This is a genomic window from Mesorhizobium sp. P2_A12, assembly GCF_056405075.1.
Map to the genome: position 1 here is coordinate 76,185 of NZ_JBFUCU010000018.1, position 16,468 is coordinate 92,652.

The 16,468-nt window shown below is 60.8% G+C and carries 15 protein-coding genes; 9 read left to right on the top strand and 6 right to left on the bottom strand.

Translation table 11 applies throughout. The features are described from left to right. Nucleotides 1-12: 12 nt before the first annotated feature. Nucleotides 13-351 carry a hypothetical protein gene (locus tag AC1DZU_RS28585; protein ID WP_477289937.1) on the top strand — a complete coding sequence of 113 codons (339 nt, stop codon included), beginning with the start codon at nt 13-15 and terminating at the stop codon, nt 349-351. A gap of 220 nt (nt 352-571) precedes the next feature. On the opposite strand, the gene AC1DZU_RS28590 is transcribed toward AC1DZU_RS28585, so the two are convergent. The 3 genes from AC1DZU_RS28590 to AC1DZU_RS28600 form a co-directional block, all read right to left on the bottom strand. After that, nucleotides 572-1,993: a glutamate-1-semialdehyde 2,1-aminomutase gene (locus AC1DZU_RS28590; protein WP_477289938.1), complete on the bottom strand. Its 1,422-nt coding sequence runs from the start codon at nt 1,991-1,993 to the stop codon at nt 572-574. A gap of 359 nt (nt 1,994-2,352) precedes the next feature. Beyond that, a complete protein-coding gene (locus AC1DZU_RS28595; protein ID WP_477289939.1) occupies nt 2,353-3,111 on the bottom strand; it encodes a LuxR C-terminal-related transcriptional regulator in 759 nt (252 codons plus the stop codon). A 457-nt stretch (nt 3,112-3,568) separates the two neighbouring features. Further along, nucleotides 3,569-3,793: a hypothetical protein gene (locus AC1DZU_RS28600; protein WP_095080680.1), complete on the bottom strand. Its 225-nt coding sequence runs from the start codon at nt 3,791-3,793 to the stop codon at nt 3,569-3,571. A 550-nt stretch (nt 3,794-4,343) separates the two neighbouring features. Here AC1DZU_RS28600 and AC1DZU_RS28605 point away from each other — a divergent pair. After that, entirely contained in the window at nt 4,344-5,771 is a 1,428-nt protein-coding gene (locus AC1DZU_RS28605) for a hypothetical protein (RefSeq protein WP_477289940.1), read from the top strand. Between the two features lie 102 nt (nt 5,772-5,873). Here the strand turns inward: AC1DZU_RS28605 and AC1DZU_RS28610 are convergent, their stop codons facing one another. From AC1DZU_RS28610 to AC1DZU_RS28620, 3 genes are read right to left on the bottom strand one after another with little or no spacing between them, the layout of a single operon-like run. Then, a complete protein-coding gene (locus AC1DZU_RS28610) occupies nt 5,874-6,047 on the bottom strand; it encodes a hypothetical protein (RefSeq protein WP_167458684.1) in 174 nt (57 codons plus the stop codon). A 26-nt stretch (nt 6,048-6,073) separates the two neighbouring features. Next, nucleotides 6,074-7,537: a WD40 repeat domain-containing protein gene (locus AC1DZU_RS28615; protein ID WP_477289941.1), complete on the bottom strand. Its 1,464-nt coding sequence runs from the start codon at nt 7,535-7,537 to the stop codon at nt 6,074-6,076. Continuing rightward, nucleotides 7,534-8,007 (bottom strand): hypothetical protein, encoded by a 474-nt coding sequence (locus tag AC1DZU_RS28620; protein WP_477289942.1) that lies wholly within the window; start codon nt 8,005-8,007, stop codon nt 7,534-7,536. The genes AC1DZU_RS28615 and AC1DZU_RS28620 overlap by 4 nt, the downstream gene beginning before the upstream one ends. A 564-nt stretch (nt 8,008-8,571) precedes the next feature. Here AC1DZU_RS28620 and AC1DZU_RS28625 point away from each other — a divergent pair. The 7 genes from AC1DZU_RS28625 (at nt 8,572) to groEL (ending at nt 16,462) form a co-directional block, all read left to right on the top strand. Then, nucleotides 8,572-10,245, top strand: a complete 1,674-nt coding sequence (locus AC1DZU_RS28625) for an aromatic/alkene/methane monooxygenase hydroxylase/oxygenase subunit alpha (protein ID WP_477289943.1) — start codon at nt 8,572-8,574, stop codon at nt 10,243-10,245. Nucleotides 10,246-10,299: 54 nt separating this feature from the next. Continuing rightward, nucleotides 10,300-11,361 carry a 2Fe-2S iron-sulfur cluster-binding protein gene (locus tag AC1DZU_RS28630; RefSeq protein WP_477289944.1) on the top strand — a complete coding sequence of 354 codons (1,062 nt, stop codon included), beginning with the start codon at nt 10,300-10,302 and terminating at the stop codon, nt 11,359-11,361. A gap of 47 nt (nt 11,362-11,408) precedes the next feature. After that, a complete protein-coding gene (locus AC1DZU_RS28635; protein ID WP_111547139.1) occupies nt 11,409-12,467 on the top strand; it encodes an aromatic/alkene monooxygenase hydroxylase subunit beta in 1,059 nt (352 codons plus the stop codon). Nucleotides 12,468-12,484: 17 nt separating this feature from the next. Continuing rightward, a complete protein-coding gene (locus AC1DZU_RS28640; RefSeq protein WP_096455128.1) occupies nt 12,485-12,856 on the top strand; it encodes an MmoB/DmpM family protein in 372 nt (123 codons plus the stop codon). A 71-nt stretch (nt 12,857-12,927) separates the two neighbouring features. Continuing rightward, complete coding sequence (locus tag AC1DZU_RS28645; protein WP_477289945.1) at nt 12,928-13,950, top strand: amidohydrolase family protein; 1,023 nt, start codon at nt 12,928-12,930, stop codon at nt 13,948-13,950. 5 nt (nt 13,951-13,955) lie between these two features. After that, the gene (locus AC1DZU_RS28650) at nt 13,956-14,753 is read left to right on the top strand and encodes an iron-sulfur cluster assembly protein (RefSeq protein ID WP_477289946.1); all 798 of its coding nucleotides are present in this window, start codon (nt 13,956-13,958) and stop codon (nt 14,751-14,753) included. Between the two features lie 77 nt (nt 14,754-14,830). Then, nucleotides 14,831-16,462, top strand: coding sequence for a chaperonin GroEL (groEL, locus tag AC1DZU_RS28655; RefSeq protein ID WP_477289947.1), 1,632 nt, complete (start codon nt 14,831-14,833; stop codon nt 16,460-16,462). The last annotated feature ends 6 nt before the right edge of the window (nt 16,463-16,468 follow it).

The window sequence follows — 16,468 nt, forward strand, 5'->3', positions numbered from 1 at the left end:
GCCATCGATCCTATGGCTTTCCTTTCTGCCTTTTCTGCCTTCCATTTTGAAATTGAAGGGATTTTTATCAAAATGGGCAATGCAATCATTGCGCCGGGTTTCTCTTTCAGCGAAGCTCGCATCGGAACGGTCGAGGGCGGAGAATCCGGGGTTCTAGTGTGGAAATCCGACCAACTGGTCGCCGTGCTTACCCAGATCGACGAGGAAGCCTACTGCACGAAAGGCAAGTGGTTCCTAGAGACAGGCTTCGGCCTGCTGAGCGGGCTGCACAAGAACTTCGATACGATCGAGGAAGCCGTTAAGTGGGTGGGCATATACACCTTCCCCGGGCCTGTTCCTGCAGTAGATTGATCGGCGGCTTCCGCGGCAGCAAGGCGCCTGTGCAAGCCAGCGATGGCTTCGGCCCGTGTCCTGTACCTCACTCGCCGGAAGGGCCTTGACAGCCCGCACCTTGCTGCTTCCGCAATGGAAGTGAGATCCTGTCCCATCCCCTCATGCGGAAACAATGCGGGATGGCCGCATAAGGTCCGTCCTTGCTCCAAGAGAACGAGAAAGCAACGCCTTCGTGGCGTCAGGATGTTGCCGCGAGTCGGGCTTCAGATTGCCCCATGGTCGCATTATTCGCGGCTGGAGGGTTCTCTGGAGTCGTCATTTCAGCTCGGCCGTCACCACTGTTAAAACGGCGGAAGACAACCTGCGTGGGGCGGCCTACCAAGAAACGGCTCGGTCCCGATTCCAGGGCCTGCGCATAGACCGCCAGGGCACCGTCGACGGCCTCTATCGTCTTCATGACGGCCGCGTCGTCATGGGTGTAGCTGACAACGAGAGACGGCATGAGCACTCCACGCCTGATCGTCTCCTGCAGGAACAGCGAGCGGTATGTCTGTGACGGCTTGCCGTTGGGGTCGAGCGTGGCATATGCCAGGCAGCAGGGACGGCCGACAACCTTGAAGTGCCCATCCACCCCATGCCGTCTGGCAGCCTCTGCGATCCCCGCCCTCAGTTTCGTTCCCTGACGGTGCAGGTGTTCGATGACGGACTCGTTCTGGTAAGTCCGCATGGTCGCGATCGCGGCCGCAAGCGCATGGGTCTCGGCGCCATGCGTGGTCGACAGCAGAAACACCCTTGGGCGGTCCGTATGCTCGAGGCCGCCGAGCCGCATGTATTCGCGTTTGCCGGCCAGGGCAGAGACCGAAAACCCATTGCCAAGCGCCTTGCCGAATGTCGACAAGTCCGGCTCTATGCCATAGAGCTTCTGCGCCCCGGCCGCATGCCATCTGAACCCGGTGATCATCTCGTCGAGGATGAGCAGTGCGCCCTTTTCCCTGCAGAGACGCTGGACTTCATGCAGGAATCCGTCCACCGGATCGTCGCCGCGGGAAGGCTCGAGGATCAGGGCGGCCAGCTTGCCGGGGTGCCTGTCGAACAAATCCTTTACGCTGGCGATGTCGTTGTACCGGAAAGTGACGGTGAGCTTTCGGACCGCCTCCGGAATTCCGGCATTCATCGGCGTTGTCCCGATGAACCAATCGTCTGTCGAAAAGAAGGGATGGTCGGCGCAGCAGGCAACGAGATCGCGACCCGTGTAGGCGCGGGCAAGGCGAACGGCTCCCGAAGTCGCATCCGATCCGTCCTTGCAGAACTTCACCATCTGCGCGCCGATGAGCTCCAGGAACGTCTCGGCGCAGTCGACCTCGATCCTGGCCGGCCGCGTGAAATTGGACCCACCTTGGAGGGCCGTCTCCACGGCTCTGACCACGGTCGGGTAGGCGTGTCCCAGCCCGACGGAACGGTTGCCCATGCCGTATTCGATGTACTCGTTCCCGTCGACGTCCCAGACATGGCATCCCAAGCCACGCTCGATGAAGCCCGGCGCGAGGACGGGATACTGGTCTTCGCCTTTTGCGTAGGTGTGGCTACCGCCCGGGATCAGCTCACGACCGCGTTCCTGCAGGCGCACGGATTTGCGAAAACGAAGGCTTTGCTCAGACATGCCGACCACTCCATTCCGGCAGCAAGTCTACATGCTCGGCTCAGGATTTCGCGTTCTCCATAAGGTCAGCGGTTAGCACTTATGGTGGATACACAGGCGGGCACCGACTGTACCGAGCAAATGGAACAGCTTTTCAGGGTGCCACAGAACGAGATCATCGCTACGGATCCAGGCGTTTCGGAGCACTCCGCAAATGTCCACCTGCGGCACACTGTCGGGAGTTAGGGGCAACGATCCGCGTCGAAGCGCGACCGTATATCTCGGCCGGCTCCATCGACCGTCATTGATTGAATCTGTAGTGCGGAACAAATACGACCCGCCAAGGGTTCACCCAAGGCGGGTCGTCTTATTGTTTGCGATCACTCTTCGGCCAGAGCTCCCTCTGCGAAGAGATCATTGACCTTGTAGGCCACTTCCGTGCGGTTGCTGGCCTTCAATTTCTTCATGATGTTTCGGATGTGGACCTTCACGGTGCTTTCGCGCAGGTTCAGCTCGTAGGCGATGATCTTGTTCGCCTTGCCGCGCCGAAGCGCCTGGGCGACCTCTGCCTGCCTGAGCGTGAACATGCCCGTCAAAGGCTGCGTGTCGCGGCTACCTGAACCTATGAGGTGCCGCATGGAAAGGACACTGCTCGCCGGGACGAAGATGCCTCCCGCTGCCGCAAGGTTGATCGCCTCGACACAGACGTCGATCCCGACCGAGGTCGGAATGTAGCCGCGTGCGCCGCATTCGAGAGCCGTCAGTATCTGTCCAAGGTCTTCGGTGTCAGCAAGGATGACCACGGGGACCGACTTGAACTCGGACGAAATGTGCCTGATCTCGTCGGCGATGCCATGATCGGTGACCTTCCGGCCGCCAAGGTTGAAGAGGATAGCTGCAAGTGGCGGGGCTGCCCCCTTCTTCATGCGCCATTCTTCGATCGACCCCATGGCGACGACCGCCATGCCGAGTTCGTGATCCTCGAGGGCCGATGCAAGACACTCGCGGTCCAGTGCCCTTCCGTCCAGCATGAGAAGGTATTGCTTGCCTGCCTGCTCGTGGACATTTTCTATTCCGCTAGACGGAACTCCCGATTGATTTGTCGAAGTGTAGTTGTGCAGTCCTACTGTTGAACCCATACTTATACCCACCCTTTCCCCAACGAAAGCCGCTTAGCGGCGCCCAACAAAGCCCCTCATCTCTTGAATTGAAAGTTTGATACCCAACCCATTTTAAAGCTTCAGGCCGTTACCCCAACCTGGAGCCTTGAGCAGTTCTTGGCTGCCGACATGTACAGCAGCTTGGGCAGTCTATGGGCTATCCATAAGCAGTCTCTAACCTAGGTTAATTTTCGGTAAAATTTTTAAGTCTGTGTATGAAACGTACACAGTGGGTCCCGGAGCGCTGCGAGACCTTGAATGGGACGGCCCGGCCATTCCCAGGGCGCAGCTCCGCGCGGCGAACCCGCCGTCAGCCAGGTCCCAAGAAGTTGATTTTGGAGCGGCAAAGCAGGATCCGCCTGCGGGCAGGGCTGACGTCGGGAGAAATGAAGTCCTTCACCGCAAGGCTTCACGGACCCCAAGATGAGGCCTGGTCTCAGGCGTTTCCCTGGGGATTGGCCTCGCTGAGCCACTTCACATCCAGAACCGTACCGTCAACGTGGATCACGGTTTCGAAGGCCTCTATAAGCCTTTTGGCGGCTTTGCTGGCAATGTGAGACTCGGGATAATTTGCCTCCACTACCCGCGCCCGCTCGTAAACTTCCTTGAGTTTCGTGACCTGCTTGGGGCCGAATACGCTCTGTACAACCTGAGTGGTCATACCGCTTCTCCTCCTGGTGCTGGAACTCAAACAACCCGCCCTTTGCCCAGCGCTCCCACAATTTCATCATTAACACAGGATTTTGCAACTGAAAGCAAAAACAAGCCTGCAACCGTACTGTAAGATTACTATTTTCTTTGGTCGAGGCGTTCTTTAGTAGGCGTTCGCGGACCGAGGGTTAGCCGTTTGCAGGAGGCGTAGGCCGGACTGCCGTCGCGAAACAAAGAAGCCCACCGACCGCTGGTCACCCCTCGCTCGAAAACGAAAGGCACTCCTTTCATATCCTCCGATCTGCCGCCGTGCATTTTACATCGCAGCACCCGTGACCGGGACATTCAGCTTATTCAACCTTTGAGCGTACGCCGGGCGGATGATCACACTTCGGTACCCACCGCAGGGAGGGGTACCTGCACGTCCAGCAGATGCGGGGGGCAGGCTACGTCCTTTGGCTCTCTTGCCCGCGATATCCATCTGCCGAAAGATGGGTGGTCGGACGGCGTCCTGCGTCCGCACAGTCCGGGGCCAAACCAAGCGGGAGGCTCGATCAACAATGCAGGTCTCTTTGGTGGGGCTGCTGGTGTGCGCGGCGATTTTGGCCGTTGCCCGCTATTCCAGGGGAATGCTGATCATCGGGCTGATCGCGTCCCAGGCGTTCGGTGCGACCGCCATCGTGACGCTTACCTTTCTAGGAGGGTCGTCCCCACTGATCTACACCATGTTTGCGGCCCTGCTCGTCATGGCCGTGACAGTCAGGCGTCGCATCTGGTTCGATCTTGGAAGTGTGTTCGGGAGCATCCGCCCGGTCTGGGTTCTCACAAGCCTCATGGCTTACGCAATCATCGGGGCTTGGCTGTTTCCAAGATTCTTCGCGGGACAGACCGCCGTCTTCGTGCAGTCGAAAACCCGAGGCGCTGTCGTAGAAGCGTCCTTGGCCCCGGTTTCGGCCAACACTTCACAGACGGGCTACTTCATTCTTGGCGGGCTCACCGCCATCGCGCTTTGTGTGCTGCTGCTCCACTCCCAAAGGATCGACCAGGTCCGCCGCGGCTTCTTCTTGTGGTGCGGTCTGCACACGGGCTTGGGGCTGGTCGATTTTATCGGCAAGAATGTAGGAGCGGGAGACTTGCTGGCCCCGATCAGAACCGCCAATTACGCACTCATAACGGAAGCGGTCGAGCAAGGATTCGTGCGGATTACCGGGCCATTTGCGGAGGCCTCTTCGTTCGCCAGCGTTTCCCTCGCCTGCCTGGCATTCTGCTACACCTACTGGCGAAAGACCAAGTCACGCCTTGCCCAGTGGCTGGCGGGCATCCTGCTCTTCCTGACCATTCTGTCGACTTCATCGACCGCTTACGTCGGTCTGACTCTCCTGTGCCTTCCGGTCGCCTTCTCGATGTTGGTTTCAGTCCTCAGGGGGCGGGTTGAGCGCGAGGACATACTGGTAACCGCTCTGATGGCGATAGGCGTGGTCGCCATCATGGGCATCAGCCTCTACCATGCCGGAGCCTTGGAGCCTTTCGTCAGGCTGATCAACAGCACCATCATCAACAAAGCGGATTCTGCCTCAGGCCATGAGCGCACCTATTGGAACGTCAAGAGCCTGCAGTCCTTCCTGGACACAAGCGGCCTTGGCGTCGGTTTCGGCAGTTCCAGGGCATCAAGCTGGCCGATCGCAGTCCTTTCCCAACTAGGCTTGTTCGGATCACTGATGATGGCGATCCTGCTCGGCGTCCTGGTCGGCGGATTGGGACGGATGCGGGAATGGGTGGACCCAGAAACCGAAGCAGTCGTGACGAGCGTCAGGAATGCTTCCCTCGCCGGCATAATTGCCATCTCCCTGTCGGGTGGCAGCGCCGATCCTGGCATCCTCTTCTTCATCGCACTTGCCGTAGTTTGCGCCACGAAGGTCCATGCTCGACGTACGTTGACAGCGTTTGAGCGAACCGCCTGGCATCAGACAGCGGTGGAGGCAGCATGAATGGTCTCACCGTCTGGCACGGTGTAACCATGGCGTAGCAACGGTGGCAACTCCGCTCCACGGGATCGCCTCGTCGGTTGAGGAACGGACAGTCCCGCCAGCCTAGTTGGTCTTCAGCTTGCCGACCCGGTTTTCGGCGATCCAGCGCGCGGCGAGCACCAGCGCGCCCATGCTGAAATCCTTGCCATGCCTGGCCACCATCTCTTCCGACAGTTTGGCCAGCCGTTCGAAAAATTCGTCCTTGCTCTCGTCTTCGGCCGTAAGTTCGGTCTGCATCTCATCCTCCTGTTTCGCCACGTCTGCTATTTGAACATCTGTGCGGGAAAGGTGACGATCGCGGCGGTGCCGTCGACAGATCCCATCGCCAGGTGCCGTCCGTCGCCGGACCAGGCGAGAGCGGTGACCGCGCTGCCCAGGGGCCTGACGAGAAGCTCGTCGCGTGACCCGATCTGGGCGACCATGATACGGCCGTTGGCGTAACCCGCGGCAATCAGCTTCTTCTCGGGGTGCGCCGCCATCGTTTCGACCAGAACCAGCCCAGCGCGACCCGTCTCCAGTGCGCCCGAGGCTTCGCCGCCAAATGGCGGGGCGGTCATCGACCAGCCGGCGATCCGGAACGCGCCCGAGGCAAACAGAGCATTTGCCGGCGGGCTCCAGCACACCGTCCGCACCGGCGATGGAAATCCCGCGACGATATCGGCTCGGCCATCGGCCAGGCTGATCAGCGCAAAGCCGCCTGTCTCCAGCCCGCAGGCCAACCAACTTCCGTCGCCGCTCCAGCGGATCGACACCGGGCGCGATGAAAGAGGAATGTCTCGTATCAAGGCAGCGTCGCCTTCGACCGACCAGATCGACAGCCCCTCATCAAGGCCGCAGGCGAGGCGTTTCCCACCAGGTGAGAACGCAAGGGCGTCCATAGACGATGTCGTGGCATGTCTCAGCTTCACCGCATCGCCCTGGCCACTCGCCAGGAAGACATCTTTTCCGTTGCTGGCTGCTGTCAGCGTCGCCTGGGCGCTGTAGTCGATGGCTACGATCGGCCCGTCGATCCTGACCAGGGGTTCCCCGACTTCACCGCCGGCGGTCAGACGCAACGCTTCGCCGCTGGCCCCGCCGACCAGAAAGCCGGAATGCGCATGGGCGCAGAGCGGGACGTCGCCATCTCCGAATGCCGCCGTGGCGATCAATGGTACCGGTGGCTTTTCCCGGGGGCGGATCGTCGTCTGGCCGAGATCATTGCTCACCCTGATCCGCGACTCCGGCGGCTCGTGATCCGCAAGCGCGGCAATGGCGACGGTTCCGTCGACGGAGGTGAAGGCGACAGCCGAACCGTCGGCGCTGAAGCGCAGATCGGCGATCGCCGACGGTCGCTGCCAGCTGCGGGCCAAAAGATCGAACAAGGTCAAGTTCTGCATCGTCTGCTGGTTCATGCTATCTCTCCCGTCAGTCCTCGTTCGCGTTGCGGCAAGCCTGCGATCAACGTCCTCGATGTCGCCTTCCGCCGCGACGATGCGATCCTCGCAAGCCATGCATGCCTGCACGATCGCCGCGGCACTTCGCTCTGCTTCATGCAAATCCTGCACCAGTTGTGCATCGGCGCCGCTTCTGCCGATTTCGAGCTCCAGGCGCAGGACGTCCATTTCGATGCCGGCGCGTTTCTGATTGAGCCGCAGCGCTTCGGCGGTGAGGGCGGAGACGCTGGCGACGAGATTAAGCCGGCGAGCAAGCAGCACGTCACGCCTGGCAATACTGGATCCGCCGGTCATTTTTCGCTCCCCGAAAATCCCTGCGGTTTTTCGAACGCCGACAGTAATTTGGGTAACGTGCCGGCCTGCGAATGGAACTGCTTTTCCGCCGTCTCGATGTGGCTCTTGAGCTGATCCCAGATGTCGACGCGGATCATCGATGTCGTGTCGCCGGTCAGGCGCTCGATCTCGTCGACGCGGAACTGGCGTGTCAGCGAAACGCCGGAAAACACGAAGTCGCGCAGCAGGATCGCATGGTTTTCGATGAACAGATGGATCATCGGATGCGTCTCCGTGGTGACGCCGCCGGCGGCCAGCTCGGCCCGGATGAAGTCCTGGAAATGGCTCTGCAGGCGGTGCTGGCTCTCGCCCATGAAGCGCATGACAAAGACCAGATCGCGGGGCATCAGCTTGACAAGATCGCCGGTGACGCCGTCGGCATGGCTGGACATTGGCCGGGGCGGCCCGCTCCTGTCCCTATCGTTCGGCATGGTCTTTCTCCAGCGCCAGGCCCGCCCATGGGCCGTTGGCTTCAAATAGTAGAGAAAGACGAATAATTAAATAGATGGCGCATGCATTTTAGTATTTGTTGCAACTGCTAACTAGATATGTTGCAGTTGCGAATAGATTGAGAATATTACAGTCGTAAGTTACACCTGTAAAATAACGTTACAGTTTGTTGTCCACTCACGCGCCGAAGAGATGGCGATCTTGTTTTAAGCGTTAGCCGCGAACCTCGTTTTCAAACTGGCACGACGCTTGCATTGTTCATTTCACAAGAAGCCCATCGCGCTTGGCGCGGTGCCAAAAGAACGAAGGAACGGAGGAAGCAGAGACAAATTCCGCTTCGATACGCCCATCGCTATTGCGGTTGGCGCCGCGGGTCCCTGCCAGACGCCTCGAAAACCTTTGCCGCGATCCACTTGAATGGCCGGACCATGAGTCGCGCCTTGATGCGCAACCCTTTGTCATGCCGTTCGCACTCTCACTGGCGGTGCTTTGTGCCGCTTCATGCCGGGGTCAAGGGACCCGCGGCCCAAACCTGGTGGAGGCTTATGACCATGACGTCTCTGACGCTCAACAAGATTACCTCGCAACGCGGAATTTCCGTCGGCGAGGCGACCAAGAAGATTGCCGATCTCGGCTGGAATCCTTCCTACGTGCAGGAAGCGATGACATTTCCGACCGACTACAAGATCAACAAGACGCCGCGCGATCCGATGAAGCAGGTCCTGCGGTCCTACTTCCCGATGCAGGAAGAGAAGGACAACCGCGTCTATGGCGCGCTCGATGCGGCATTGCGCGGCGACATGTTCCGCAACGTCGAACCGCGCTGGGTCGAGTGGATGAAGCTCTTCCTGGCCATCATTCCGTTCCCGGAAATCTCCGCCGCCCGCTCGATGGCGATGGTCGCCCGCATCGCACCTGGCGAGGAACTCAGAACCGGCTTCACCATGCAGATGATCGACGAGTTCCGTCACTCGACGATCCAGATGAACCTGAAGAAATGGTACATGGAGAACTACATCGATCCGGCAGGCTTCGACATCACCGAGGAAGCCTTCGGAAAGTGCTACGCCACAACCATCGGCCGACAGTTCGCCGAAGGCTTCATCACCGGCGACACCATGACCGCCGCCTGCATGTACCTGACCGTGGTGGCCGAAACCGCCTTCACCAACACACTGTTCGTCGCCATGCCTTCGGAGGCCGCCCGCAACGGTGACTATGCGCTTCCGACCGTCTTCCTGTCGGTGCAATCCGACGAGAGCCGGCACATCGGCAACGGCCACTCGCTGCTGATGGCGGCGCTCAAGGAGCCGGAGAACCATCTCTTGCTCGAGCGCGACCTGCGCTACGCCTTCTGGCAGAACCACGCGATCGTCGATGCCGCCATCGGCACCTTCATCGAATACGGCACCACCAACCGCGACAAGAACAAGGAGTCCTACGCGGAAATGTGGCACCGCTGGATCTATGAGGACTACTACCGCACCTACATGCTGCCGCTCGAGAAATACGGCATCAAGGTCCATCACGACGACGTCCAGGCGGCCTGGGAACGCATCACCAAGAAGAACTATGTCCACAAGGTCGGGCAGTTCTTCGCGGTTGGCTGGCCGGTCAATTTCTGGCGCATCGAAGCCCAGACCGACAAGGACTTCGAGTGGTTCGAGCACAAATATCCGGGCTGGTACGCCGAATTCGGCGACTTCTGGAAATGGTACGCCAAGCTCAGCCACAAGGGCGAGAAGGTGCTGCTGTTCAACAGCGACGTCGGCTACGTCTATCCGCACCGCTGCTGGTCGTGCCTCGTTCCCTGCCTGATCCGCGAGGACATTGTGGTCGGCGAGATCAATGGCGAACTCTACACCTTCGCCCATGAGCTCGACCGCTGGACCGCAACTGTCGCCTTCGCCGACGAGTATCAGGGCCGTCCGACGCCTGCGATGGGCCGCTTCAGCGGCAAGCGCGAGTGGGAGACGCTCTATGACGGCTGGGATCTGGCCGATGCCATCAAGGACCTGAACTTCGTCCGCTCCGATGGCAAGACGCTGGTTCCGCAGCCGCATCTGCGCTTCGACGACAAGGAGATGTGGACGCTCGACGATGTGCGCGGCAACACGCTCGGATCGCCGCTCAACGCGCTGCGTGCCATGTCGCCCGCCGACCGTGAGAAGCACCTGGCGGAATACCGGGCCGGCTTCACGATCAATCCCTGCAACTGATCAGGCCAAAGGGGGGCGGGTTCGTCCCGCCCCTACCTTTCACTGGAGGTCCGTATGTCGGAAACCCACACGGTCAGGCTGAGCCCGGTCGGCGTCGAATTCGAGGTCGAGAATGGCGAAACGGTGCTCAACGCCGCGTTCCGCCAGGGCATTGCGCTGCCGCACGGTTGCAAGGAAGGGCAGTGCTCGGCCTGCAAGAGCGTGTTGCTCGAAGGCGAAGTCGACATGCTGAAATACTCGACTTTCGCACTGAACGACATGGAGAAGGAAAGCGGCCACGTCCTGTTGTGCCGTTGCATCGCCTACTCCGACCTGGAAGTCGAGCTTCTCAACTACGACGAGGAGATTTTGGCGAAAGCGATCGCCGTGAAAACGTACAAGGGCCGGATTGCTCGGATCGAGCAGCTGACCCACGACATTCGCGGCATCGAGATCGAACTCGGCTCCCCGATGAAGTTTTGGGCGGGGCAATATGTCGACATCACGGTTACCACGCAAAAAGGGGAGACGATTACGCGCTCGTTCTCCATGGCAAATACGCCGGACCAAACCCAAAAACTCTCCTTCATCATCAAAAAATACCCTGAGGGAAAGTTCTCGGGAGAACTCGATTCCGGAGGCATCAGGGCCGGAGCCGAAGTCACCGTCGTCGGACCCTACGGAACCTGTTTCCGCCGCGACGAACGGCAAGGACCCCTGATCCTGGTCGGCGCCGGATCGGGCATGTCGCCGATCTGGTCGATCCTCAACGACCACCTGAAGAGCGGCGAGAAACGTCCGGTCTATTTCTTCTACGGTGCCCGCACCCGCAACGACCTGTTCTATCTCGACAGGATCGCCGAGCTGGTCGGCAATCATTCCGACGTCACCTTCATTCCCGTGCTGTCGCACGCCGATGACGACGCCGAATGGCAAGGCGAACGCGGCTTCGTGCACCAGAGCGTCGACGCCAAGCTCAAGCAACTGGCGGTCGACGGGCAGGGTGATGTCCATGCCTGTGGCCCGCCGCCGATGATCGATGCGCTGCAGCCGGTCCTGTTCATGAACGGGTTCGAAACGGAGCGGATCTTCTTCGACAAGTTCACCACGTCGGCAGGTGCAACGCCGGCCCATTGAGGGCGGCCGTGCCAAGCCAACCACAACTGCAACAAGGGAGAGAGACTATGCCTGCAACCTCGAGTTCAGTCGGATCCGGAGCCGCCGGCGCGGCGATCTTCGCCGATTCCGATAGCCGGAAATACCGGTATTTCGACCCGAAAGGCCAGCGCGCCACCCACTATGAGGATATGACGGTCGACGTTCAGCCCGACCCGGAACGCTACCTGATCCAGGACTGGATCATCTCCTTCGCCGACGGCAAGGGCGCCTATGTCAAGCAGAACACCGCCGCCCAGAGCTCCAACTGGCATGCCTTCCGCGCCCCCGACCAGGAATGGGAGCGCACGCACTACCAACGCCAGTCGAAGATCGAGACGATGGTGCAGAGCGTCATCAACAATGCCCGCAAGTCGGGTGCGCCGAAGACCTTCGACAAGGCCTGGGTCAAGATCCTGCAGACGCAGCTCGGCGCCTGGAAACACGCCGAATTCGGGCTCGGCACCTCGCTGATGCAGGCGCAGCGCTACGGCTACACCCAGATGATCAACAACGCGACGCTGACCAACTCGTCCTACAAGCTAAGGCTTGCCCAGGACATCACGCTCTACCTTGCCGAGATCGGCATGGACCTTCCCGACTGGGACGACGAACTCGGCAAGAAGGCTTGGCTCGAGGACAAGAACTGGCAAGGGACGCGCGAAGCGGTCGAAACCATCATGGGCGCGACCGATTATCTCGAGCAGTATTTCGCCATCAACATCGTCTTCGAGCCGCTGGTAGGCGAAGTGTTCCGCTCCGGCTTCCTGATGCAGATCGCCGCCGCCAACCACGACTTCATCACGCCGGCGGTGATTTCGGCGGCCGAGGCCGACTACGAGCGCAACCTCGCCAACACGATCGACCTCATCCACATGCTCGCCAATGACGAGACGCATGGCGCCGCCAACCGCAAGCTCTTCCAGGGTTGGGTCAAGAAACACGGCGCGCTCGCCGACAAGGCAGCCATCGGCCTGCAGCCGATCTGGTCGATGCCGCATTCCAAGCCCGTCGCGTTCGTCGATGTCCGCGCCAAATCCGAGGAACGGATTGGCCAGATCCTCGGCGAACTTGGCCTCAAGCGCTGAAACAGGAGAATTTTGTCATGTCACTAGCAGCACGCGACGCAACGCATTCCAACATCTTCAAGGCGATGAAGGACATCACCTTCGAGCAGACGATTTCGCATCAGTGCGGCGTCACCATGAACGACTCGGTCGAGGCTCGCGCCATCGCCGAATTCATGGGCCAGAAGCCGGGGGTGACGATCACCTACCAGCCGGCGCTGATCCGTATCGACGGCGATGGCAAACTGATCTTCAAGATGGATGCGATCGGTGAATATCTGGGCCGCGAGATCTCAGCCGAGACCTTCGAGGTCAACACCTCCACCCACTACGGCCGCATGGTTCGCGTCGACGACAACACCGTGATCCTGTTCGGCAACATGGACGAGATGTTCGAATACATCGAATAGCCGCCAAAAATCTGGCGCGCCGTTGCATGCGGCGCGCCGAACCCGTCAACGCGATCATTGTGGAGGCAAGAATGTACAGGACACCGGAAGGCAAGGACATTTTCGTGGTCGACGGCCACACCCATTTCTGGGACGGCAGCCCGGAAAACCAGAAGAATATCCACGGCAAGCAGTTCATCGAGTGCTTCTATGCCTATCACACGGGCTTGAGCCCGAAGGACCAGCTGTGGGAGAAGAGCAAGTTCGAGAAATACAGCGCCGACGATCTCTATCGCGACCTGTTCATAGACGGTCCCGACGATGTGGCGATCGTGCAGTCGACCTATCTCAAGGACTTCTACAAGAACGGCTTCAACACGATCGAGCGCAACGCCGAGGTGGCCAAGCGCTATCCCGAGCGTTTCATCGTCAACGGCGCTTTCGATCCGCGTGACGGCGAGAAGGCGCTGGAATACATCCACTTCCTCAAGGAGACCTACAACGTCAAGGGCGTGAAGATGTACACGGCCGAATGGAACGGCGCTTCCAAGGGCTGGAAGCTCACCGATCCCGATGCCTACAAATGCTTCGAACTCTGCGACAAGCTCGGCATCAGGAACATTCACGTCCATAAGGGCCCGACCATCCTGCCGCTCTCGAAGGATGCATTCGATGTCCATGACGTCGACCATGCGGCGACGGATTTCCAGGGCCTCAACTGGATCATCGAGCATTGCGGCCTGCCGCGCCTCGACGATTTCTGCTGGATCGCGACGCAGGAGACCAATGTCTATGGCGGGCTGGCGGTGGCGCTGCCGTTCATCCACGCGCGCCCGCGCTATTTCGGCGAGGTCATCGCCGAGCTGCTGTTCTGGCTCGGGCCGGAGAAGATCCTGTTCGGTTCCGACTATGCTATCTGGACGCCGCGCTGGCTGGTCGAGAAATTCTGGGCCTACCAGATCCCGCAGGACATCGCGGCCGAACGGGGTGTGCAACTGACCGACGAGATCAAGGAGAAGATCCTCGGCCTCAACGCCGCGCGTCTCTACAACATCGATGTCGAAGCCAAGAAGAAGGCGCTCGCCAGCACGCCCTTCAGCATCGCGGCGGAGTAGGGGCCATGGCAACCGCCAGCGTTTCCGACGGCCGCGAGAAGGAACTCTGGCGGCGCCTTGGTGAGGTCAATGACCCGGAACTTGACGAACCCGTCACCGAGATTGGCTTCGTCGAGCGGGCGCAGGTCACGGGCGAAGGCAGCGTGGAGATAGACTTCCGCCTGCCGACCTACTGGTGCTCGCCCAACTTCGCGTTCCTGATGCTGGACGGCGTGCGCAAGGCGCTCGACCAGCTCTCCTGGGCGCCGGCCTATCGCGTCAAGTTGCACGACCACATGTTCGCGGAAGAGGTCAATCGCGGCATGGAGGCCGGCAAGACGTTCGGCGACATCTTCGCCGTGCTTGCCGAGGATCAGGATCTCGGCGCCTTGCGTGAGACCTTCAGGATGAAGGCGTTCAAGCGGCGCCAGGAGGGGGTTTTGCGCGGCCTGCGGCAGCACGGTCTGACCGATCGCGAAATCCTCGGCATGGACCTGCCGGCATACGATGTCGCACGGTTCGAGCCGGGCGAGGCGGCCAAGCAGAAGCCGAGATACAGGGCGGCTCTGCTCGAGCGGTTTCCCGATCGCCGGGTGGATGATCCCGTCTTCGTGACATGGGAAGGGCAGCGCATACCGCCTGGCGCACTCGGTGCCCATCTCGCCGAGTTGCGCGGTGTGCGCATCAACATGGAGTTCAACGGCGCGCTGTGCCGGGGGCTCAAACAGACCAGATACAAGGAACTGGATGTGATCGACGGCGAACCGACGCTGGTCGATTTCATTCTGGATCGCGTGCCGGCCACGACCGCACCGACCGCCTGAAGCAGAACTGACAGCAACGGCCTCCCTCGCACGAGGCCCCTAACCAACAACCCGCCCGTAAGGCGGAAGGAGGAATCATGCCCAAGATAATGCTTCACAATTCCGAGGCCCGCCGTGCTCTCGCCCGTGGCGTCTTCCGGCTCGCCGCCGCCGTCGAGCCGACGCTCGGCCCCAAAGGCATGAACGCCATGATCGACCGGCCGATCGGCACGCCGATGGTGACCCGCGACGGTGTCAGCATCGCCTCCGAGATCGAACTGCACGACCGTTTCGAAAACATGGGCGCACAGGTCGTCCGCGAAGTGTCGATGCAGACCAACGAGATCGCCGGCGACGGCACCACGACGGCCATCGTGCTCGCCAACGCGCTGATCCAGGGCGGCGTCGAGGCGAATGAGCGCGGGGTGAAATCCGTTGATCTCTGCAAGGGCATCGACCTTGCCGTGGCGGCGGTGGTGGCGGCGCTCAAGGCTTCGGCCAAACCGGCCAAGGGCAACGGCATCCTGGCCTCGGTCGCCAACATCGCGGCGACCAACACCACGCTTGGCGCGCTGGTGGCGGAAGCCCATCGGCGGGTGGGCGCCGAAGGCGTCATCACCACCGACTTCAGCGTCACCACCGAGACCACGCTCGATGTCGTCGAGGGCATGTCTTTCGAACGCGGCTATCTCTCGCATCACATGATGACGGACCAGGAGAAGATGGAGGCTGTTCTCGAACGGCCCTACATCCTGATGACCGATCTCAAGATCAAGGAGCCCGGACAACTCGATGCGGTTCGCCGCATTGCCGACGAGGCCGGCCGGCCGCTGCTGGTCGTGTCCGAGGAAATGTCGCCGGAAGTGGTGGTGACGCTGCTCGGCAAGCAGGGACCGGGACGGTACCTCGTCGTCCATCCGCCGGAATATGGCCACTGGCGCAAGGCGATGATGGAGGATCTGGCCATCATCACCGGCGGCAAGGTGATCGCCCGCGATCTCGGCGGCCGGCTCGAGGACGTCACTGCCGAGGATCTCGGTACCGCTGACCGGGTGAAGACCAGTTCGTCCTACACCTCGATCATTCGCGGTGGCGGCGACCATGCCGCAATCGCTTCGCGCCGCGCCCAGGTGCAGCGGCAGTACGAAGCCTCGCAGCCGAACATCGACCAGGACAAGCTGCGCGAACGCCTGGCCAAGCTCTCCGGCGGCACCGCGATCCTCTATGCCGGCGGTGTCACACCGGTCGAGCAGAAGCGGACCATCCAGCTGATCGAGGATTCCTTGAATGCGGTGCGCGCCGCATCCGAAGAGGGCGTCGTCGCCGGCGGCGGTTCGGCACTCGCGCAGATCGCGCCGCTGCTCGACAAGGTCGCGGCTGGCGTCGATGGCGATGTCGCCGAGGGCGTGCGCCTGGTGCGCTCGGTCCTGTCGCGACCGCTGTGGCGCATCGCCGCCAATGCCGGCGCCGATCCCGAAGCCGTCGTGGTCGAGGTCACCCGCATCAACGGCGGCTACGGCTACAACGCCTCAACCGGCGCGTATCAGAACATGTTCGAGGCGGGGATCATCGATCCCGTCCGCGTCACCTACACAGCACTCGCCAACGCGGCTTCCGTGGCGACGCTGATCCTGACCACCGAAACGCTGATTGGCGATCTCGCCGAGGCTGAGGATCCGACGGCCGGACCGGCACGTGGCGGCGGCTCCGAAAAGCTCGGCCGCGCCTGAAGCAAT